The following is an 18746-nucleotide window of genomic DNA, read 5'->3' on the forward strand; positions in this document are numbered from 1 at the left end:
CTTCCCAACGAGGGCCTCCGGCGCGGCGATTTCGTGGGAAATTGACACCGCCGCGTCGAGGCTTCGCGGCGGGAAGAAGAAGCTGCCTCGGCTTCGTGAGGTCACCTTCGGGGGAGGGGTGAATGGCCGAGGGGCGAAGAGTTGGACAACGTTGTGTGGCTTCCGGATGACCTCGCTGGTCGTTACGGGTGACGGGGGTGCTGTTTCCGGGTGCCGTGCCGTTAGGATCGCTGGTCGCGCGTACTGGGTTCGTGGTTCCCTGGGGTGTCTCGTTCATGTGCAGTTCGGGATGGCCGACCGCTGTCGGCCGCCACAACCGTCCGACCGAGTACAACAGCGGATTTTCCATGTCTGAGGTGTTTTCCTAGCGGCGTTATCGGAGAGTGCCATGAAGTACGTTTGGTTCGGCGTGCTGCTTCTGCTGGGCCAGCTGGTGCCGGAACTGCTGTTCCCACCGGAGGGCGTCACAGTGGAGATCGGTCGCTTCGCGGCCATGGCGGGTACCGCGGTGTTGGCCGTGGTGATTCTTTACACCTGGGAACGGTGGTCACTGGGACGAGCCCTGTGGCCGCGTCGAGCCCGAGCGTACGAAACCGAGGCGTGACCGGCACTCGATTCCGTCGAGTTCGCGGCCTTTCCGAGTCGGCTCCCCCATGTCGCCGCGATGCCGCGTCGACGGTGGGAGCCGCTCCGGTCCGCGTTCGTGGCAGCGTCGCTGCCGATTCAGCGCGCGCTGTTCGAGTAGGTCTCCCGAGGCTGCTCGGTGGCTCGTTGTCCTGCGTTTCGCTGGACGGCGATGGGCTGCGTCGGAAGCTCGACGGGCTGCGTGGGGGACGCGATGGGCTGCGCCTCGATGGGCTGCGTCGGCGGTTCCGGTGCCGAATCCACCGTCCGGTGTTCTAGCTCGTCGCCCTTGGTCAGCAGCCTTCCCAACTTCGGGGTCTCCCGCAGTTTCTCCACGGCCCGAGTGGCCGGGTACACGCCGAGCAGCATCACGAGCAGCACCACGCTCGCCCCGACCAGGAAGCCGACCATCACGTCGTGCGGAAAGTGCGCTCCCACGAACACGCGGGAGGCCGCGGTCGAGATCCCGACCAGCAGTGCCGGAACACCGAGCCTGCGCCACGCGAACACGATCGCGACGGCCGTGGCGCCCGCCACGGCGGAGTGATTGCTGGGGAAGGACCAGTCACCGGGTGGGTCGCACACCGCTATCGTGTTGACGTCCGATAACAACCGGCACGGCCGTCCCACCTCGAAGAAGCCCTTGATGGTGTCGTTGACGAGGTAGGCCGCGATCATGCCGAACGGCGCCAGCAGCGCGAACGCCATTCCACGCGCGGGCAGCCCCCGTGCCCGCCACATGCCCCAGGCGAGGACGGCGGCCATGACGAACAGCGAGCCGTCGGTGAACAGGATCGCCAGCAGGTGCACGAAATCCGGCGTCGAGTTCGCGAACTCTATGATGTGGAGGTACCAGTTGGCGCTGACGTCCGGGACGTCCTCGACACCCGAGACAGCCCGGTTGCTCGTTAACGTGGTCAGCTCGTCCGTCGGGCCCGTTTCGTGCATGCGGTCCTCGCCTGGGATCGTGTCTCACGGGATCACCGGCCCCATCGGAGCGCGGTGAGCACTCCACTGTGGGAGGCGGGAATCCCGACTCGGTTCGGATGGTCGTCCTGCGGTGGGGGCATCCGGCGCGTGCGCGACGAACACCCGCTTCGGCGAGAGCTGTTCACGCTCAGTACCGCCAGGGTTTCTCCTCTGTTTACCACGAGGACACCCGTTGTTCCCGACGAGACCGACTGCCGGATGATCCCGGAGTCGGGCAGACCGTTACCGGCCGCGCACGGGTAAAGCGAGCGGGTTTCGCGACCCGGCGAGCTGTTCCGGGCCGCTGAGTGCGGACCTCGGCCGTGATCACTCGGCTCGGTGCGAGCGGCAGCGCGACGTGGTGACGTGGGAGGCAGCACCCGCTGCTGAGCCGCATGGCGTGTCGCGGCCACACCGGTGCGCGCGGGACCGGTGTGCTTTCCACGTCACGACCGCCGACAGGGCCAGGGCCGCGGCGATCGCGGGCAGCCAGGTCACCAGACCGGCCGCGGGGGCACCGCCGAGCAGCCCGGCGGTGACGAGTGCGGGCAGGAGGCAGCATGCCAGGCATGCCGCTCCGGCCAGTCCGGCCAAACCGGCTGATGCTCTTCGACTCCGACGAGCGGGCCGGTTAGCAGCAGGATCGCTCATCGTGGTTCTCTTCGGTGATGTCGGCGATGTCGGCGAACGGCAGTGGGCAGTCCGTGCTGGTGGCGCAGGAGGTCAGATCGTCACAGCCTGCCTCGACCGTTTCGAGCAGCGTGGCGCGGATGGTCCGCAGGTCGGCGATGCGGGCCTCGACCTCGGCCAGCTTGACCTGGGCCCGTTCCCGCAAGCCCGGATCGGAGTGGCCGGCCCGGCGCGGTCGCCCTGCTTCGAGCAGGTCGGCGACCTCGTCGAGAGTGAAGCCCAACCGCTGCGCTGCCTTGATGACCCGCAGCGTGGTTACCGCCGCCGGTGGATACAGGCGATGGCCACCCAGGCTGCGTTCGGGCTGGGCCAGCAGCCCGCGCCGCTCGTAGTAGCGCAGGGTCTGCGGATTCACCCCCGCGGCTTCGGCGAGCTGTCCGCTGCGCAGTCTCGTGGTGCTCATGGGGTTCCCTCCGGCGAGGTCGCTGCCGCGTGCCGGGCCAGTGCGTCCAGGACCGGTTGCTGAGCCGCGGGAACCGTGATGTCGAGCCGCAGTTCGTCGTCGCCCTGCCGGAAGACGAAGGTGAACAACGAGCAGCAGCGGCTTTCCCGCTCTGCCAGGTCCCGCGCGGTGTCCTGCCAGGCCGGATCCAACACCAACAGCAGTCGGGTCGGTTCCGGCCTGTGGAAACTCCGCAGTGCGGCGGTGAACAGCGCATCGAACTCGGCCGCTCGCTCCGGCTGCCGCGACGGCGGCAACTCGCACGAAGGCGGGACCCACCCGAGGAGTGAATCACCGCCGTGGTCGCTGCCGGCCTCCGGCACATCGCAACAGGTGGCCGGGGCCACGCTGTCGGTGAGAGCCGAAGGTGTGTTGTCTTCCACGGTCGGGCCGCAGCAGGCGCACCCGGCGTTCTCGTCGGTCGTCATCGCGGTTCCCCTCCTGTTCCAGTGGTACGCCGCCGCGACGCACGACGCCGGTTGAGCACGAGCCCCAGGGTTACGCCGTAGACCAGGTGCGGGACCAACGTCGCCACCGCGCGGCGTCACGGCGGTCCCGAGCAGCCCCGGCCCAGGTAGGGCAGTGGTACCTCTCAACCATGGCATCGCGCCGCGGCAACCTCGTGCTGTCGACGGTAAGCCTGTACCCAGGTACAGGATGCAACCACGATTCGGCGGTCGAGGCGTGCGCCTCAGCTCTTCGACAGCGGTTGTGACCGGACCAGCCGGGGGATGGTGTGGACGTAGCCGACCATGCCGAGCAGTTCCACCAGCGTCTGGGTGACCACGACTACCGGGGTGATCGCGTAACCGGCAGGCAGGGCCAGCGCCAGCGGCAGCACTACCAGGGAGTTGCGGGTGGCACCGCTGAAGATCAGCGCGCGGGAGCGACCCGTGTCGAGCCGGAACCCTCGCGCCAGCCCGTAACCGACTCCGGCCATGATGATCAGGAAGGCCACGTACAGCGGAACCACGGCCACGATCCGGCCGAGCCGGTGGCTGATCGCGGGGATCTGGCCCGCGACGACCACCAGCAACGTCGCCGCCATGAGCGGCACCATCGCCGCGCTGACGGCCGAGGAGAGCACCTCGCCGGTGCGGTGCCGGGTGGCCAGCGCCTCGGTGGCCCAGGCCAGTCCCAGCGGAGCGACGATGAGGAACCCGAAGGCTTCCAGGAACGGCCCCACCGCGACGATGTCGGCCAGCCCTGGACCGAGGAACAGCCAAAGCAGCGGCGGCAGCGCCGCCATCTGGACCAGCAACAACAGCGGCGAGGCGGCCAACAGGCGGTGACTGTCCCCGCCCGCCAGCCCGGTGAACACGATCACGTAGTCGATGCACGGGGTCAGCAACACCAGCAGCACCCCGAGCAGCACCGCCCGCGGCAAGGTCACCACGGCGGTCAGCGCGGCCACGATCAGCGGCACCACCGCGAAGTTCAGCAGCAGCGTCGCCGCCAGGAACCGCCCGTCGCGGAACGCACGGGTCAGCCGGGTGAAGGGGACTTGCAGAAACGTCGCGTACAGCAGCGTTCCCAGCACCGGATAGATCGCGTGCTCCCAGACGAATGCGCTCTCGGGCAACGCCAGGCCCATGCCGGCGCCGAGGAGCAGCCCGCCGAGGTAGATCGGAATCTGGTGGCGTTCCAGCCACTGGGTCGCGGACACGCGCGTGCGGTCTCCTTTCCCGGGGTGTGATCGCCGGTCCCCAGGCGAGGAGGGACGGCGATCACTCAGCTCGGTGCGGCCAGCAGCGCGGCGTTGTGGCGCGGGCGGCGTAGCAGCCACCCGCACAACCCGCCCCACACCAGCAGGTTCGCGGCGAGTTTCACCGCCAGCACGGTGCCACTCTGGGCGTAGAGCACAGGGTATGCCGTGAGCACCAGGAACGGATCGGCCAGCTCCACCCAGCGCAGCCCGATGCCGGTCGAGGTGAGCGGCACCTGCACCAGCAGTGCCCCGGCGATCAGCAGGGTGGCCGTCCGCTGGTTCCGCAGCCCGTTGACGACGGCGGCCGTGAGCAGTCCGGTCAGCACCAGCGCGGCCCAGTCGAGCAGCAGCGCCAGCAACACGAAACCGATCCCCGGTTGGATCACCGGAGCCAGTCCTTCCACGGCCTGGGCGGTGAGCAGCAGGCTTCGCGGCCCCGATTCGAACTGGTAGGTCATGTAGACCAACAGCAGCAGCCAGGACGAGAGGAAGGCCGTGGCGGTGAGCACCACGGAGCCGATCACCGAAGTGATCCAGCGCCCGGAGCCGAGCACCAGCTGCGCGTGGGTGTGCAGACCGTTCGAGCGGGAGGCCGCCTGCGTGACGGCTGTCAGCAGCGCGTAGAAAATCACCAGTTCCATCGCCAGGGTCCGTGGCTCCAACGAGGACAGCACGAGCCAGTCCCCGTAGGTCGGTTCGGGAGGCAGACCGGCCGGGGTGGAGCTGGTGCCGACGAAGAACCAGGCCAGCAGGATCACCGGGGTGGCCCAGCGCAGCGCGGGCAACGTGGCCAGCAGCACCGCCAGCCGTGCCGTGCCGCCGCGTCGCACCGGATTCGGGTCTCGTGGCATCACCAGCTGTCCAATCCGCGGAAGGGTTGTTCGATGTCGCGGCCCAGGTCCTCGACGTTTCCCAGCGGCAGCTCCGCCCGCGAGAGCAGCGCCAGCAGTTCGTGCAGCGGCGCGGACCGCTCGGCGAGCACCCCGATGTAGGGGTCGATCCGGTGTGTCCAGTCGTGCTCCTTCAGCACCGTGGCGGCGGCGTGCCGGGTGGCTTCCGCGTCCTCGTCCTCGGCCGCGAAGCGCAGTCGCCACCAGCGGGGGCTGTTCTCGGGCCAGCGGGTGACGACCTCGCCGCCGGAGATGTAGACGATCTCGTCGCTCATCTCGTCGACGTCGGCGATCGAGTGGCTGCTGAAGATTACCCCGGTTCCGGCACGTGCCCGCTCGCCGATCAGCTCCTTGAGCCGGATGATCCCGGCGGGGTCCAGCCCGTTGCCGGGCTCGTCGAGCACCAGCACCTCGGGCTCGCCCAGCAGCGCCCGCGCCAGGCACAACCGGCGCCGCATTCCCAGCGAGTAGGTGCCGACCCGCTTGCGCGCCCCCTCGCGCATCCCCACCGCGTCGAGGCACTCGTCCACCTCGTTCGACGTGACGCCGCCCAGCATCCCGGCCCACTGATCGAGGTTGCGGCGCCCGGAGACGCTGTTGATCAGCCCGTCCTGGTCGAGCACCGCGCCGAAGCTCGGCCGCGTGCCCCCTGCGGTGTGGTGGTGCAGCTTTCCCGCGCTCGGTTCGATCAGGCCCAGCAGCGCGGCCAGCAGCGTGGTCTTGCCCGCGCCGTTGGGGCCGACGATGCCGACGGTTCGGCCACTTCGGACGGCGAGGTCGACGTCGCTGACCGCCCAGTGGTTGCCGAAGCGTTTGCCCAGTTTCTCGGTTTCCAGCAGTGCCCGGTTCGGGGTTTCCATATGGTTGTGCGACCTAGCGTTCGGCTCGGGGGGCGAGTAGGGCGATGAGGGTGATCAGTGCCGCGTCGACGAGCAGCCACAGCGCGGGGCCGATCGTCCAGTTCAGCGGGTTGTGCGGGAAGAGTGCGACCCCGTGTCCGGGTGTGAGCATCAGCCTTATCGGCGTGAGCCCGAGCTCATCGCCCACAAGGGCACCGAGCAGCACCGCCAGCGGCGCGCAGACCAGCGCGACCAGCCGGGGCGTGCGGTAGACGGCGAGCAGGTGCGCCACCAGCAGCACGCCCACCGAGACCAGGCAGCACCACAGCAGCATGACCAGGTCCACCACCGGTCCCATGGCGTGCATCCCGGGCCACAGCAGCACGCTTTCGTCGACGGTGCGCAGCGGGTAGACGAACAGCGCCAGCACGTCGACGAAGACCACCATCGTGGCCGTCGTCACCACTGTCCGACCCGCCGCCACGCGTATCGAGCCGAGCACGTGCTCGCGCGGCCCGATTCCCGCGATCCGCAGGTACGGACTGCGCCCGGTCTCCTGGTCGGTCACGAACACCGGTGCGGCTGCCAGCACTCCGACGAACAGCGCGAGGATCACGGGTATCGGGTCCGAGTACGCGAAGTAACCGATCGCGGCTTCCTTCAGCGAGATCCGGTGCTGCAGTTCCACGACGAACAGCGCGATTCCGAGCAGCAGCCCGGCACCGATGTTCACCAACGGTTGGCCGGGCCAGTACCCGGCCGAACCGCCGCGTCTCAGGACGAGATTCATAGTGATTCGAATCTAACACGGATGATCATGGATCCTGCCGGAGAACTTCGTGTGCGTCGTGAATGCCCAGGAATCGGCGTTTCCGTATATTTTAACCTTCTTGACGCTGGTTCCCGGGTTCGGTGCTGTCTAGAAGAGTCCTTGTTCTTTTCTTTCTTTGGCTTGCTGGCAAGCCTCCAGGAATTTTGACGGTGTGACTTTTTTTAATTCTTTATAGTTGTAAACAAATCCTCTGGTTACGATTTCCTTCTCGCGGAGAAGCCACTTCACTCCTACATCCTGCCAGTATGGTTCTGTTATTATTCCGGGATGTCCTGCGGCTAGCAGCTCCCTAGCTGTTCCTGGAGCGGCTTCCCCTTCGAACGGGTCCCATACCACATACACTCCTACGTAAATTTCCTCTGGATCCACATTTTCTCCTCTGAAGTAGTTCGTCCATCAGAGCCTGTTCTCGAACTTAGGTGAGTCGTTTGCTGGTGGTTCGGATCATGGCCCAGCGGACGAAGGTTTCGTGGTGGTCGGGCAGGCGTTCGTAGTCGCGCGCACAGCGGCGGTGTTGGTTGATCCAGGCCAGGGTTCGTTCGACGACCCAGCGTCGGGGGAGTACGACGAATCCGGTTTGACCGGCGAGTTTGGCGACGATGTCGATGGTGGTTCCGAACAGGGGCCTCGTCCAGTTCAGCAGGGTTTCGGTGTAGCCGGAGTCGGCCCACAGGTGGCGCAGGCTGGGGCAGGTGTACGTCGCGCGTGCCAACAGGGTGCGGGTGGCTGTGCGGTCTTGGGCATCGGCGCCGGTGACCAGGACGCAAATCAGTAGGCCAAGGGTGTCCACGGCGATGTGGCGTTTGCGTCTGTTGATCTTCTTGGCGCCGGTTCCCGGCTTCGGTGTTGTCTAGAAGAGTCCTTGTTCTTTTCTTTCTTTGGCTTGTTGGCAGGCATCCAGGAATTCGAGTGGTGTCACCTTGCGCAGATCCTGGTATCTGTACACCGAACCCGTGGTGGCCATTTCCTTCTCTTTGAGGAACCACATCACTTCCACGTCTTGCCAGTACGGACTGGTTATTGTTCCGGGGTGGCCACGAAGTAGCCCTGCCCCCGGAGCGCGACGATCTTCTTCTCCTGTTGGGGGGTCCCACGTGACGTAAACCCCTCTGTACAGATCGCCCGGGTCCATGCTCATCCTTCCTGGTAGGATTTTTCGGGATTGAGCGTAAGCATGCTCCGGCCAATACCTCTCTTTGTTTTTAGGGACGAGAAGGAGTTTTGCGTTGTTGCCGATAGTTATGCTTGCTCGAGGTAAAGCATTTCAGATGAAGTGTCACTGCCGCTTTTCGGCATTGCCGGGATCGTAATTTATGTGGCCTGTTGTGCCAGGCATGTAGCCCGAACTCGTGGGCCGATCACGGACGTTCCGTTTGATTTCGATGTGTACCGCCTCGCAGTTGTGGCCGTCGCCGCATGAGAGCTCCGTCTATCTCCGTTGTTCGGTATCATGCTTTTACAGTACTCGTACGGATTTTCCGCAGTGATGTCGAAGCTGTCACTTCCGTGATGGTAAGCTTCGCAGTGGTCTGTTGGCCAATGGATTTTCTTTGGACCAGTGCAGCGGCGAAGATCTAGTCCGGCACTGCTGACCAGCGGTTCTGAGTTCCTTCCTCGGTGCAGCGTTGACCGGTCGGAGTGGCACAGCAATACGAAGTTGTTGGTTCGATAGGCTTACTGCTCGCTGTCGGTGCCTGTTTCGGGCCGAGTGTTGTCGGGAGTCAGGGACAGAGTGGATGGACGAGGACGAGACGCTCTACAAGGGCGATCCGGTGGTGATCGCGCGGATCGCGTTGTCGATCCGCTCGGCCTCCTCCGCCGAGGCGTTGCGGGCTGCGACGCGGCTGATCGAGGACACCGGTGCCGAGGAGGTGCGTGTCCAACCCGATGAGGACACTCCCTTCCCGTTCCACAAGCTGGAGCTGACCGTCTACCGCAAGTACGACACCGACGAGAGGTTCGGCAGTGCGCTGCCGGAGGCGGTGGTGCCGCTCGTGGAGAGGCTCGGGCTGCACGAGGACTCCGTCCGGCTGGATCCGGAGCGACTGGGGGAGGCCTACGTCGAGTTCGGTACCGAAGGGCGGCCGGGGCGGCGCCCGGAAGGTTGCCTCAGCGGCACGATCCGAGCCGAGCTGGGGCTGTACCCGTACGAGGTTTCGCTCGAGCCGAAAACGCTGGTGCTGGGACACAACTTCACCGAAGAGGAGAAGGCCCAGTTCACGCGTGAGCTGCTCATCAGCGGTGGTCTCGGCAACGACGGCGTGCCCCGGGTGCGGGTGGTCGCGAACGTCAAGATAGCCACCGAGGACGAGCAGGACGCGCTGGCCGTGGCCGAGGATCTGCTGGCGCCGTTGCGCTCGGACCTGCCCAGCGGGGTGGACAAGGTCATGCGAGAACCCGATCTCGATCACAGCAATGACACGGTGTCGCTGCTGCTGTTGCTCGGCGAGTACGACTACGACCCGAACGCGGTGCTGCTGCGGCTGGCCGAGGCGATCACGGTGCCCGGCAGGTGGAGCGGCCCGCAACGGCCCGCCGAGTGGGAGGCGATGGCCGTCCCCGACTTCGCGCCCCCGCACCACTCGCACGTCCTCATGGAGTGGCAGGCCCCTCGGCGACCCGCGCGGGGACCACTCAAACTGGAGCTCCACGCCGCCCCCGGGCTGATCATCACCGATTTCCGGATCGATCTCGACGAGTGAGCACACCCGACAGCGGAGACGCTGCCGGGCGCACCCTCGCCGTGCGGCTCAGAGGCCACCGGCACGTACGTCATCCACACCGAGGTGTCGGTTCCCCGTCACCCACTCCCCAGCGCGTTGAGCTGTTCGGTGAGGTAGCCGGCTAGTCGCTGCTTGTCGGCGGGGGCGAAGGTGTTCCAGTCGGCACCGTCGTTGTTGCGCCGGGACGTGATGCTGTAGCGGCCGTCCTCGGTGTCGCGCCAGCCGATCGCCGGTAGCCGGGGTGTTTCGCCGTGGGCCGGGCTGCCGCTGACGAAGAAGTAGCCGATCCGCTCGGTGGGCAGCGTCAGGATCCGCTGCGCCGCCCGCAGTTGCCGATCGCTGCTCCGCGCGGGCGGTTTGTGCTCCGCACCGGTCAGCCACGAGTCCCCGCCGGTTTCCTGGCCGCCGCCGGATCCGGCGGCGGTGTTGACGGTGGCAGTCTCCAGCTTTCCCGCCGAGACCTCGGGCAGCAGGTCGGTGCAGCCGCGGACCAGGCTCCGGGTGTCGACGAACCGGACCCGGAGCCCGTCGGTGCCCTGCACCGCCTGGACACCGAGCCTGCCGGAAACGGCGGTGCGAGCGCGGAACACCTCCTCGGTGGCGGTTTCCAGCCAGGTGACCGCGATGTCCACCTTCGGGGAGTGCAGCAGCCGCAGGGCCGCTTCCACGTCCTGGTCCGGCTCCCGGCCGTCGGCCAGCCCACGGTTGGCGAGCTCCCGCCACACCTCCTGGCGGACGCGGGAGCGCTCGTCGGTGGTTCCGCCGTGGTACTCCAGCTCGAATGGGAATCTTCGGAGGTCGACGCCGAGGTCCTCGCAGAGGATGTCGGCCGCACGTGTCGAGAGCGTGAACGATCTCGGCATCAGTTACGGCCGTCCTCCTCTTCCGGCGTGGCGCCGATGACCGGGGGAGCCACCCGGGGCAGTCCGAGGTCGTCGCCGATCTCGTCGGTTTCGAGCACGTACTTGCGCTCGTGCTCCTCCTCGTCCTCGCCCTGGCCGCGACCGGAGCCCGCTCCGGCACCGCCCATCGGCATCCTGCCGCCGCCGCGCCCCGAGGAGTTCGCGGGCGTGCCGCTGGTGGGACCGCCGGTCGGAGCGCCACCGACCCCCGCGCGTCCGCCGGAGCCCAGCCCCGAACCGCCCGAGCCGGAGCCGCCTGAGCCGTAACCTCCCGCGCCGTAGCCACCGGCGCGGCCGCCGGAGTAACCCCCGCGTCCGCCGGTCGTGCCGCCGGCACGGCCACCGCCCGGCACCTGCTGGCCGGGTGGGACGGGTGCCCACCTGCCGTTGGCGGAGTTCTGCCGCTGCCACTGGCCGGTCCGGGGGTCCTGCCGGTAGTTCGTGCCGTCCGGGCCGCGCACCGCTCCCGGTGGCAGACCGGAGTTGCCCGCGTTGCCGCCGGAGTTCCAGGCGGGCGCGGTGGTGGAAGGCTGCTGGGTCTGGCCGTAGTAGCCGCCCGGCGCGTTCGACACGCCCGAGGAGGGCGGTGCCGTGGTGCCGCTCGGGGCGGAGGCCGCGTAGGTGCTCGACGGTGTGGTGCTGCCGACGGTCGCGAAACCGCTGCCGCCGGATCCGGTGCCGGAGTCACCCGCGTTCTCGTCGGTGGACTGCGGGGGAGGGGCGAACCGCGGGGTGTTCTCAGCGGCACCGCCGAAGTCGTTCTCCATCGTGGACACCACGCGGGCGGCTTCCTGGTGGGCCTGCTTGGCCTCATCGGCGCGCTGGCGGATCTCAGCCGCGCGCTGCACGATCGTGGCCGGGTTCGGGTCCGAGGCGACTGCGGACAGCTCATGCATCAGGCTGAACTGCGGGTCCTCCGGCATCGAGTTGCGAGCCTGCTCACCGGCCTCGGCCTGCAAGCCGATCTGGTTCGCCGTCAGCTGCGCTGCCTCGCCGGAATGCCCCATGTGCGCGGAGACGGTGTTCATCTGCGCGCGCATGGCGTCACCCGCGCGGCCCTGCCAGTTCTGCTCCGTCTTCGCGGCGGCCTGCTTGATGCGGTCGGAGATTTCGATGAGTTTGGCACCGTGGCTGTGGTAGATACGGCCTACGTCGTGAACCTTCGTCGGCTCGAATTCTTCCCGCACGAACTTCTCGAGCTCCGCGTGCGGATAGGACTCGTATGCGGTGCACCCCAGTGCGGTGGGGCGACCACGCAGCGACTGGTCGCCCGACATGGCCTTGGCCTGTTGGGTGCCGTAGTGCTCGGCGGCGTTCGCGGCGACTTCCTTCGCGCGCTGCGTGCTCATGTCGCCGTTGCCGACCGGCACGTGCCCGGCGGCCTGGTGCTCGAAGTCACCCCGGGCGCGGTTGTACGCCTCGCGTTCCCGGTCGGCGATGTATTCGTGGCTGCGGTAGCCCTGGTCCCCCTCGGACACGAAATCCCCCTGGTTCTCAGCTGTCCGAAATGTTCTGCTCTACCATCGGTGCGATCTTCTTGGCCAGGTCGCACGAGGTGGTGTTTCCTTCTCCCAAGGTGTCAACAGTCACGGTTTCCGAATTATTTACAGGGATTGCCACTGTGCATGATTCCCCTGATATTCCTTGGGATATCTTTCCTTTCTTGCTGTTGACGGAGAAAGGTCGTGTATCTCCTTCTGATAGGTTGATGTCGCCAAGAGTGCTGTTCGGGTGGAATGCTACACTTAGTGCTCCTTCGTTCAGTGTCCATCGGCAAGATTTTGATCCGGCTGCTTCTCTTGTGGTTCCAGTGTTTTCTGTGTTGATTTTATTTTCTTGTTTTTGGTTCAGTGTTTCGCATGGAGATATGTTCTCCAGTGAGACTGCGTCCGTGCTCTCCTGGGAGGATCTCTCGGTTTCTCCGTCTGTATCGGTTCCGTTTGAAGAAGAGCAAGAGGATATCGCTGCCGCAGCCAGAAGGACTGCCGTAGCGGCGAATGTCTTTTTGTTTATTTTCTTCAGGTTAGTGTGGTGAATCATGCGATTCCGTTGATTTGGTTGGAGTTCACTTCGTCGGACTCTTGGTATGAGCGGATCGCTTTTCTGATTGCTTCGACGGTCTTGGGGGATCGCTCTCTTATCTTGAGGACTAGTTGTTCGTAAGATTCCTCGTCGCCTGCTGCCACATTCTGGTTGAAGTCAGATATCGCTTTCCCGGCTGGGCTATTTCCAAGCGGGGTCTTCTGCTTGAGGGCGATTATGTCCAGTTGGGCGTTCTCGGCCCATTCTTCCAGATCCTGGAAGATCTGTATGAGTTCGTCGCCCGCGTCGGGGGTGATGACGAATTGGCCGTTGTTGGCGGCGGTGATGATGCCTTGCATGGCGTCGTTGGTGGTCGACAGGTTGCCGGTCAGGTTCTGGTCGTCGCTCATGGTGATGCGTTGATTCCCCCATCGTCGGCGTGTGCCCTACGAAATTCCGAGCCTACTGATCTTGCTCGACGGGGGTCAACGGCTTGTCGGCAACGGGGTGTACGTCACCCCGGTGTTTCACCCAAAAGTCGGAGTGCTGCTTTTGAGGGTGCTGAGGAAGCTTTGCCAGGTGGTGGGAGAGAGGGCGAGCGTGCCGCCTTCGCGGGCCTTGGTGTCGCGGACCAGCACGGTCGAGGTGGCGAAACCGACCTCGATGCAGTTGTTCGCGCCCCCACTGCTGCGAGTGCTTTTCCGCCAGTCGACGGACGCTGGGCTATCGCTCATGGTGATGTTGTTCCCCATCATCGGCGTTTGCCTGCTAACCACCAAATCTACCGATTTTGTTCGCTGTAGGCAACGCTTGACGATGAGAGGGGGAACGTCACCGTACCTCGATATCAGGTGCTTTTCAGGGTGGTGAGGAAGCTTTGCCAGGCTGTGGGGGAAACAGCGATGGCCCCCCTGTCGCGGTTCTTGGTATCGCGGACCAGCACGGTCGAGGTGGCGAAACCGACCTCCACACAGTTACCTCCGCCAGTGCTACGCGAAGACTTACGCCATTGGAGTTCCCGCATGCTCAGCTCTCCCGTCGGCTCGGGTCTGTAGTACCCGTAGTGATTCTGCCGGATCGAGCGCGTGAGCACGAAGATGATCCATGACACGAGAGTATCGTGCTGTCTGGTGTGGCTCTTCCAAGTAGTGTCCTCCGACCTGGGACTCCAGGTACACCACCTCGGGATGCTGCACTTGTGGAAAGCCGAGGATGGTGAATGAGCCCGTAGCGGGATGCTCGCCAGCTTCCAGCGGCATGATCTGAACGGTTACATCACTCCTTTCGGCCAGTTTGGCGATATGTTGAAGCTGTTCGCGCATCACGTGGTGACCGCCTACCGGGCGTCTGACAGCCGCTTCGCCTACCACCGCCCACAGGGATAACGGCGACTCGTCGTACAGCCGTCGTTGTCGTTGCAAGCGCAGTTCCACTCGTTGCTCAAGGTTCTCCTCGGTCTCGTCGAGGACCGTGGCACGAGTGTCCGCGCGAGCGTATGCCTCGGTCTGCAACAAGCCCGGAACAACGTCCACTTCGTAAGTGCGGATGGTGTCGGCTTCGGCCTCCAGACCGACATATGTCTCGAACCAGGACGGAAGTGCATCGGCGTACGAGTGCCACCAGCCTTTTCGGCTTGCCTGCCTGGCCAGGTTGGTCAACAGCTCTCTCGTCGCGGAACCCGCGTCGTAGATGGTCAGCATGGCGAGTAGGTCCGAGACACGGACTCCTTGATGGCAGTCCTCGATACGACTGATTTTGCTCTGCTTCCAATCGAGCGAACGAGCTGTCTCGGTCTGAGTGAGCTCCGCCTGCTCACGTAGTTCACGCAGCTTCCTCGCCAGTATGCGTCGTCGCACTGTCGGACTGATCGCCATGTGACCAATTTTCACGAGCGCATAGCGCTTTCACAAGATCCTCACCTGATCGTGTACTTACAAAATCGCATTATGCGATGGCAGCCTATGCTTAATGATCTCACCGGAGAGGAGCCAAATGTCCTGGTGGTGGTTTCGGTGGCGGGAGGGTGTGGCGGCCGAGTCCGAGCGGCTGGCGCACGCCGTGGACGTCGCGGTGGGGCGCGACTACCTCATCTCGCCGTGCGGGCGGCAGTTCTCCCGCCGCGACACCGAGTGGGTAACCGATCCACGGCACACTCCGCGCGGCGCGGCGGGTGAGCCCTGCGCGGCGTGCGTGATGCGGGTGCTGCTGAGCGCGCCCGCCGGTGGCGGACCCGATGGCGGACAACGCCATTCGCACGAGCAACGTCCTCCGTACGGGTGAGCGCAGCGCGCTCGCCCTCGACTCCGAACCCCTACGCGTCTCGAACCCAGAGTTCGAGCTTTCGCCCCGATGGAAGGGAGACCCACGTGTTCAGCATTGGTTGGCGCGGTCCGGTGGTGTGGTGGAACCCGATCGCCGGATACCGCCACGCCTTCGGCCCTGACACCCCGCCGCGTCCCGAACAGCACCGCGACACCCTGTGCGGCGTCTCGGTGACACTCGTCGAACCGTCCGATGCGGACTGGCTGTTGCCCACCTGCGATTCCTGCATGAGCGAGGCCCTCATCCGCAGTGAGAACCGCGAACAACGCCACCGCGATGCCCGCCGCAGACTGCACGACCAATTCGGCACGGAGTTCCTGTGATGCCACTCCACGAACCGTTCGGCCCGCTCTGGCTCCTCGGGGCCGTGCTCGCGACGGTGCTCTGCACCTTTCTCCCGCTGCGTGGCGGCAACGGGCAGCACGCCGACGCCGGGCCGGGCGCACTCACCGTCAGAAGTCTCACCGAGCGCCACGCACTCGCCACGCCGTCGTCCCCGCCCGATGCCGGGGAGTTCGCACCCCGGCTCGTGCCCGAACCACGAACACCACCGACCCGCGCGGTGCTCGAACACCCCGAAGCGACGACCGAGCGAACCACCGAGATCCACTGGCCGCTGGACGACCCGGATCATCCGCGGTGGTTCTCCGCGTGCGAGATTCCCCGGCATCCCAAGCCTTTTCCACCGATAAGTCCCGGCAGACACCGCAACGGCCCCAGCCTGGTGGAGCAGGACATCGCCGAACTGCTCGGCCGCCGCCCACATCCCGACAGCCTCGGACCGGAGTCCGGCTACATCGGACGCCATCGACTCCTGGCACCTGCCTGACAATTGCCACGGAGTCGGGCTGCTGCGTACTCATTAATAATAGCGAGAAATACTCCGCTGGTGGTCGTTCCGACTCGGTGCCGAATCGGGAACGAATGGCAGGGCCGACGGCCACCGGGAGATCCGGCATCGGCATCGAGCGTGTCAGGGGACGCGTGGCAGTGCGAGCCAGTCCTGCCAGGTGATGTCACGCCCCAGCAGCCGGGGGTTTCGGAAGGGCCATTCGGTGGCGATCCACCGCGGCACCAGTGCGTCGAGCGCTTCTTCGGCCTCACTGCCGACGAGTTCGTCCACCACCCACCAGGACACCTCGCCGTCGGCACCGATGCGCTCGGGAGGATCGACGTAGACGCAGCCGAGGATCGCCGTCTCCGCCTCGTCCAACAGGGCGTAGTTGAACGAGCGGTGCGCGGCTGCCTCGCTCTCGTGCCGCAGCAGTTCGACGCGATCCTCCTCGTACGTCATCGTCTCCCGGGGCCAACCCCAGGCCGGACCGAAGATTTCCCATAAGCGCTCCTGGGAACCCATCACGGCGGGGTAGTCGAGGGCGGTGTCCGCCTCCCGAATCGGCCGCAGGTGAAGCGCGGTGTCGGGCACGGGCGTGTAGCCAGGGTGGACGAAGCCATCGGGTAACCAACTCACGATGACCGAGCTTACAGCCGTTCCCACGGGCGAGCCGCGAAAAACGCTGCGGTATCCCGCTGCTGTCGCCGCTGGAGTGGTGATCGCTACGCTGCCGAGGTATCGCGAGCGGCTGAGCACGACGGCGGGCGCACTCCTCGGGGAGTTTCGCGCCGCTGTTCTCCGCTGCCATTCTGTTCCCGTGGACACCGAGGAAGTGCGGCGCCTGGCCGAGTTGGAGAACGCCGAGTGGGGCTCCCGACCGGAGCGCGACCCCGCCGAGGTTCCCCGTCCCACGCCGCCGCTGCCGTCCGAGGTCGTGGACGAGGCACTGCGGTCGGGCAGCGGAGAGTGGGTGGCCTACGCCCCGCTGGGCTCCGAACCGAACGAGGTGGCCGAGCGTGCCGGTGTGTTGGACAACATCGTCGGTTTCCACGCCGTAGCGGTGGGCGGCGTTCTCGTGGTGCGGTTCCGCTGGCTCGCCGACACAGAACCGCACGACTACCTGCTGCACCTCAACCTCGTGAATGAGGAACCGGGCAACCTCCTCGGGGTGTCCACGCTGCTGCTGGAGCGACTGCACGGTCTGGCACACCGCTGGCCCGAGCGCGAAATCACCCCGCTGTCCGAGAACGTGTCCATCGTGCGGCCACCCCGGACATCGCGTTGAACTCGGACGGCCACCCGAAATCGACAGGATGTCCGGGCACCCAGTGGTCCTTTCCGCGACCGGTAGCTCGCGTCCGGCCGCACCATGTCCGCTCGCTTCGGGGCTTTTCAGCACCGCTCGTCATCCGGCATCCGCCCGGATCGCCGCCTGTCGGATCGCCGCCGCCATGCGTGCGGCGAAATCGTCGAGCCCGGGAAGCTCCGCGGGCAGCGCCTCCTGCTCACCCGCGTGCACGGCGCGGGCGTGTGCCAGGACGTTCCCGTCGTTGTCGGAGAGTCGCGGAAGCACCAGCTCGGCCGCTTCCGTCTTCGGCGCGATCCGCCCGGTCCGCACGGTCACCAGCATCCGGGCCAGGGTCAGCACCACGTTGCGGGTGTCGGTGTGCAGCTCGGCGAGCAGCCCCGGCAGCCCGTCGAGCACGGCCCGCACCAAATCTTCGTGCGGCACCGGATCCAGCAACTCCGTGGCTCGCGGCCCTGCCAGTGCGACACCGCGCTCGCGGGCCGAGGTCAGCAGCACCGCCAAGTCGGGATCCGGGCCGGAGGGCGGTTCGGCACCGGTGGACAATTCGGCGCGCAACCACTCGCCGTACTGCAGATCCACGCGGGGCGGATATCGCCAGGGCCGCACCTCACCGGCGACCACGACAGTCAGTTCCACCGGACGTGGCCGCGCACCGGGCTCGGGGCCGGAAATGCCGAGCAAACCCTCCACCAGCGCCCGCCGTCGAGCGGGCCCGATCGTTCGCCGGGTGACGACGAGCAAATCGAGATCGCTGAAACGTCGCAGCCCGTCGTGCACCGCCGAACCGTAGCGCTGTACGCCGATCAGGTCCCCGTCGAGTACCGACCGCACCAGCTCGACCACCGCGGCTTCCTGCGCCGCGTCAGCAGTAGACATGGACACGTCGTCAGCCTGCCGCACGTCTCCGGTGAACAGCCACCGAAAATCCTCCGATGGAGTGCGGCTCCGCATCGGCCGGCTCGGCGGCGTCGCACCGACGATCGTTCAGCGCGGAAGGTCGGTGACAACCCGGCGCATGGCGACGCGCGGCCAGCTGTCCAATCCCCGCGCGGACTCCTCGTCACGGATGGCACGCAGTCCGCTCGTGAGCTGCTCGTCGGGCAGGATGCGAAAACCGAGCCGTTCGTAGTAGGGCGCGTTCCAGGGCACCCGGGCGAAGCTGGTCAACGTCACCCCGGGCAGGCCCCGGCCACGTGCCCACCCGACGACGACCTCGATCAGCGCCCGCCCCAGCCCTTGGCGCGCGTGGTCGGGGCGGACCGACACCTGGTCGATGTGGGCGTCGCCGTCCACGAGGCTCGCCAGCAGATAACCGACGGGACGATCCGTGGCGTCGACGGCGACCCACGCGCGACCGTCGGTTTGGAAGGCGGCGAGCTCGGCGGTGGTGGGTGGTTCGTCGTCGGCGATCTCGTGCATGCCGATCTCACGGAAGGCCGCGCCCGCGGCCGTCTCGATTTCCCGGAGCATCGGAAGCTCGTCGGCTCGCGCGTTGCGGATCACGTCCAACTTATACCGCCCCTGTACCTCTCGCCGCTCCGAAGCCACGCTCCTTCCACGACTTCCTTCCGTGTTTTTTCCGCAGGCGCCCGACCTGCTTCACGGGCACGGCTCACAGCCGGGCCTCGCTTTCAAGAGA

The 18746-nt window shown here is 66.2% G+C and carries 26 protein-coding genes and 1 pseudogene; 6 read left to right on the forward strand and 21 right to left on the reverse strand.

The genetic code is table 11. The features are described from left to right. Window positions 1–388: 388 nt before the first annotated feature. Window positions 389–604, forward strand: a complete 216-nt coding sequence (locus tag ACOQFL_RS10285; RefSeq protein ID WP_435543900.1) for a hypothetical protein — start codon at window positions 389–391, stop codon at window positions 602–604. Between the two features lie 119 nt (window positions 605–723). Here the strand turns inward: ACOQFL_RS10285 and ACOQFL_RS10290 are convergent, their stop codons facing one another. The 11 genes and pseudogenes from ACOQFL_RS10290 to ACOQFL_RS10340 form a co-directional block, all read right to left on the reverse strand. Further along, window positions 724–1572 carry a phosphatase PAP2 family protein gene (locus ACOQFL_RS10290; RefSeq protein WP_435543901.1) on the reverse strand — a complete coding sequence of 283 codons (849 nt, stop codon included), beginning with the start codon at window positions 1570–1572 and terminating at the stop codon, window positions 724–726. A gap of 348 nt (window positions 1573–1920) precedes the next feature. Further along, entirely contained in the window at window positions 1921–2187 is a 267-nt protein-coding gene (locus tag ACOQFL_RS10295; RefSeq protein WP_435543902.1) for a hypothetical protein, read from the reverse strand. 37 nt (window positions 2188–2224) lie between these two features. Further along, complete coding sequence (locus ACOQFL_RS10300; protein ID WP_435543903.1) at window positions 2225–2686, reverse strand: MerR family transcriptional regulator; 462 nt, start codon at window positions 2684–2686, stop codon at window positions 2225–2227. Next, window positions 2683–3153: a hypothetical protein gene (locus ACOQFL_RS10305; protein WP_435543904.1), complete on the reverse strand. Its 471-nt coding sequence runs from the start codon at window positions 3151–3153 to the stop codon at window positions 2683–2685. The genes ACOQFL_RS10300 and ACOQFL_RS10305 overlap by 4 nt, the downstream gene beginning before the upstream one ends. 263 nt (window positions 3154–3416) lie before the next feature. Beyond that, complete coding sequence (locus ACOQFL_RS10310; protein WP_435543905.1) at window positions 3417–4391, reverse strand: arsenic resistance protein; 975 nt, start codon at window positions 4389–4391, stop codon at window positions 3417–3419. Between the two features lie 65 nt (window positions 4392–4456). Beyond that, on the reverse strand, window positions 4457–5284 hold the full coding sequence (locus ACOQFL_RS10315; protein ID WP_435543906.1) for a hypothetical protein: 828 nt from the start codon (window positions 5282–5284) through the stop codon (window positions 4457–4459). Then, complete coding sequence (locus ACOQFL_RS10320; protein WP_435543907.1) at window positions 5284–6183, reverse strand: ABC transporter ATP-binding protein; 900 nt, start codon at window positions 6181–6183, stop codon at window positions 5284–5286. The genes ACOQFL_RS10315 and ACOQFL_RS10320 overlap by 1 nt, the downstream gene beginning before the upstream one ends. A gap of 13 nt (window positions 6184–6196) precedes the next feature. Then, window positions 6197–6952, reverse strand: a complete 756-nt coding sequence (locus ACOQFL_RS10325; protein ID WP_435543908.1) for a hypothetical protein — start codon at window positions 6950–6952, stop codon at window positions 6197–6199. A 129-nt stretch (window positions 6953–7081) separates the two neighbouring features. Then, on the reverse strand, window positions 7082–7363 hold the full coding sequence (locus ACOQFL_RS10330) for a hypothetical protein (protein WP_435543909.1): 282 nt from the start codon (window positions 7361–7363) through the stop codon (window positions 7082–7084). 46 nt (window positions 7364–7409) lie between these two features. Continuing rightward, a pseudogene (locus tag ACOQFL_RS10335) lies at window positions 7410–7814 on the reverse strand (transposase); the annotation flags it as partial. Window positions 7815–7844: 30 nt separating this feature from the next. Then, the gene (locus ACOQFL_RS10340; RefSeq protein WP_435543910.1) at window positions 7845–8132 is read right to left on the reverse strand and encodes a hypothetical protein; all 288 of its coding nucleotides are present in this window, start codon (window positions 8130–8132) and stop codon (window positions 7845–7847) included. Window positions 8133–8730: 598 nt separating this feature from the next. Here ACOQFL_RS10340 and ACOQFL_RS10345 point away from each other — a divergent pair. Beyond that, complete coding sequence (locus tag ACOQFL_RS10345) at window positions 8731–9696, forward strand: hypothetical protein (RefSeq protein WP_435543911.1); 966 nt, start codon at window positions 8731–8733, stop codon at window positions 9694–9696. 98 nt (window positions 9697–9794) lie between these two features. Here the strand turns inward: ACOQFL_RS10345 and ACOQFL_RS10350 are convergent, their stop codons facing one another. From ACOQFL_RS10350 to ACOQFL_RS10380, 7 genes are all read right to left on the reverse strand, one after another. After that, window positions 9795–10580, reverse strand: coding sequence for an ESX secretion-associated protein EspG (locus ACOQFL_RS10350; protein ID WP_435543912.1), 786 nt, complete (start codon window positions 10578–10580; stop codon window positions 9795–9797). Beyond that, window positions 10580–12097 (reverse strand): hypothetical protein, encoded by a 1518-nt coding sequence (locus ACOQFL_RS10355; protein ID WP_435543913.1) that lies wholly within the window; start codon window positions 12095–12097, stop codon window positions 10580–10582. Before ACOQFL_RS10355 ends, ACOQFL_RS10350 begins: the two co-directional genes overlap by 1 nt. Window positions 12098–12113: 16 nt before the next feature. Next, on the reverse strand, window positions 12114–12659 hold the full coding sequence (locus tag ACOQFL_RS10360; RefSeq protein WP_435543914.1) for a DUF3558 family protein: 546 nt from the start codon (window positions 12657–12659) through the stop codon (window positions 12114–12116). Then, complete coding sequence (locus ACOQFL_RS10365; RefSeq protein ID WP_435543915.1) at window positions 12656–13051, reverse strand: hypothetical protein; 396 nt, start codon at window positions 13049–13051, stop codon at window positions 12656–12658. Before ACOQFL_RS10365 ends, ACOQFL_RS10360 begins: the two co-directional genes overlap by 4 nt. A 117-nt stretch (window positions 13052–13168) precedes the next feature. Then, window positions 13169–13375: a DUF397 domain-containing protein gene (locus tag ACOQFL_RS10370; protein ID WP_435543916.1), complete on the reverse strand. Its 207-nt coding sequence runs from the start codon at window positions 13373–13375 to the stop codon at window positions 13169–13171. Between the two features lie 113 nt (window positions 13376–13488). Further along, window positions 13489–13611 carry a DUF397 domain-containing protein gene (locus tag ACOQFL_RS10375; protein ID WP_435543917.1) on the reverse strand — a complete coding sequence of 41 codons (123 nt, stop codon included), beginning with the start codon at window positions 13609–13611 and terminating at the stop codon, window positions 13489–13491. A gap of 31 nt (window positions 13612–13642) precedes the next feature. Next, window positions 13643–14515: a helix-turn-helix domain-containing protein gene (locus ACOQFL_RS10380; RefSeq protein ID WP_435543918.1), complete on the reverse strand. Its 873-nt coding sequence runs from the start codon at window positions 14513–14515 to the stop codon at window positions 13643–13645. Between the two features lie 118 nt (window positions 14516–14633). Here ACOQFL_RS10380 and ACOQFL_RS10385 point away from each other — a divergent pair, with 118 nt between their 5' ends. From ACOQFL_RS10385 to ACOQFL_RS10395, 3 genes are all read left to right on the forward strand, one after another. Further along, the gene (locus ACOQFL_RS10385) at window positions 14634–14921 is read left to right on the forward strand and encodes a hypothetical protein (protein WP_435543919.1); all 288 of its coding nucleotides are present in this window, start codon (window positions 14634–14636) and stop codon (window positions 14919–14921) included. Between the two features lie 86 nt (window positions 14922–15007). Next, the gene (locus ACOQFL_RS10390) at window positions 15008–15286 is read left to right on the forward strand and encodes an HC3 family zinc finger protein (protein ID WP_435543920.1); all 279 of its coding nucleotides are present in this window, start codon (window positions 15008–15010) and stop codon (window positions 15284–15286) included. Beyond that, window positions 15286–15792 (forward strand): hypothetical protein, encoded by a 507-nt coding sequence (locus ACOQFL_RS10395; protein ID WP_435543921.1) that lies wholly within the window; start codon window positions 15286–15288, stop codon window positions 15790–15792. Before ACOQFL_RS10390 ends, ACOQFL_RS10395 begins: the two co-directional genes overlap by 1 nt. Before the next feature lie 144 nt (window positions 15793–15936). Here the strand turns inward: ACOQFL_RS10395 and ACOQFL_RS10400 are convergent, their stop codons facing one another. Further along, a complete protein-coding gene (locus ACOQFL_RS10400) occupies window positions 15937–16434 on the reverse strand; it encodes a GNAT family N-acetyltransferase (protein WP_435543922.1) in 498 nt (165 codons plus the stop codon). A 1-nt stretch (window position 16435) separates the two neighbouring features. On the opposite strand from ACOQFL_RS10400, the gene ACOQFL_RS10405 reads away from it, so the two are divergent. Continuing rightward, window positions 16436–17083 (forward strand): hypothetical protein, encoded by a 648-nt coding sequence (locus tag ACOQFL_RS10405; RefSeq protein ID WP_435543923.1) that lies wholly within the window; start codon window positions 16436–16438, stop codon window positions 17081–17083. 120 nt (window positions 17084–17203) lie between these two features. Here ACOQFL_RS10405 and ACOQFL_RS10410 read toward each other — a convergent pair whose 3' ends face one another. Further along, on the reverse strand, window positions 17204–17983 hold the full coding sequence (locus tag ACOQFL_RS10410) for an aminoglycoside adenylyltransferase family protein (protein WP_435544277.1): 780 nt from the start codon (window positions 17981–17983) through the stop codon (window positions 17204–17206). Window positions 17984–18091: 108 nt separating this feature from the next. Then, window positions 18092–18577 carry a GNAT family N-acetyltransferase gene (locus tag ACOQFL_RS10415; protein ID WP_435543924.1) on the reverse strand — a complete coding sequence of 162 codons (486 nt, stop codon included), beginning with the start codon at window positions 18575–18577 and terminating at the stop codon, window positions 18092–18094. Window positions 18578–18746 lie beyond the last annotated feature (169 nt).

The sequence above is a fragment of the Actinopolyspora sabaoui genome, from assembly GCF_051225635.1.
Classification (GTDB): Bacteria; Actinomycetota; Actinomycetes; order Mycobacteriales; family Pseudonocardiaceae; genus Actinopolyspora.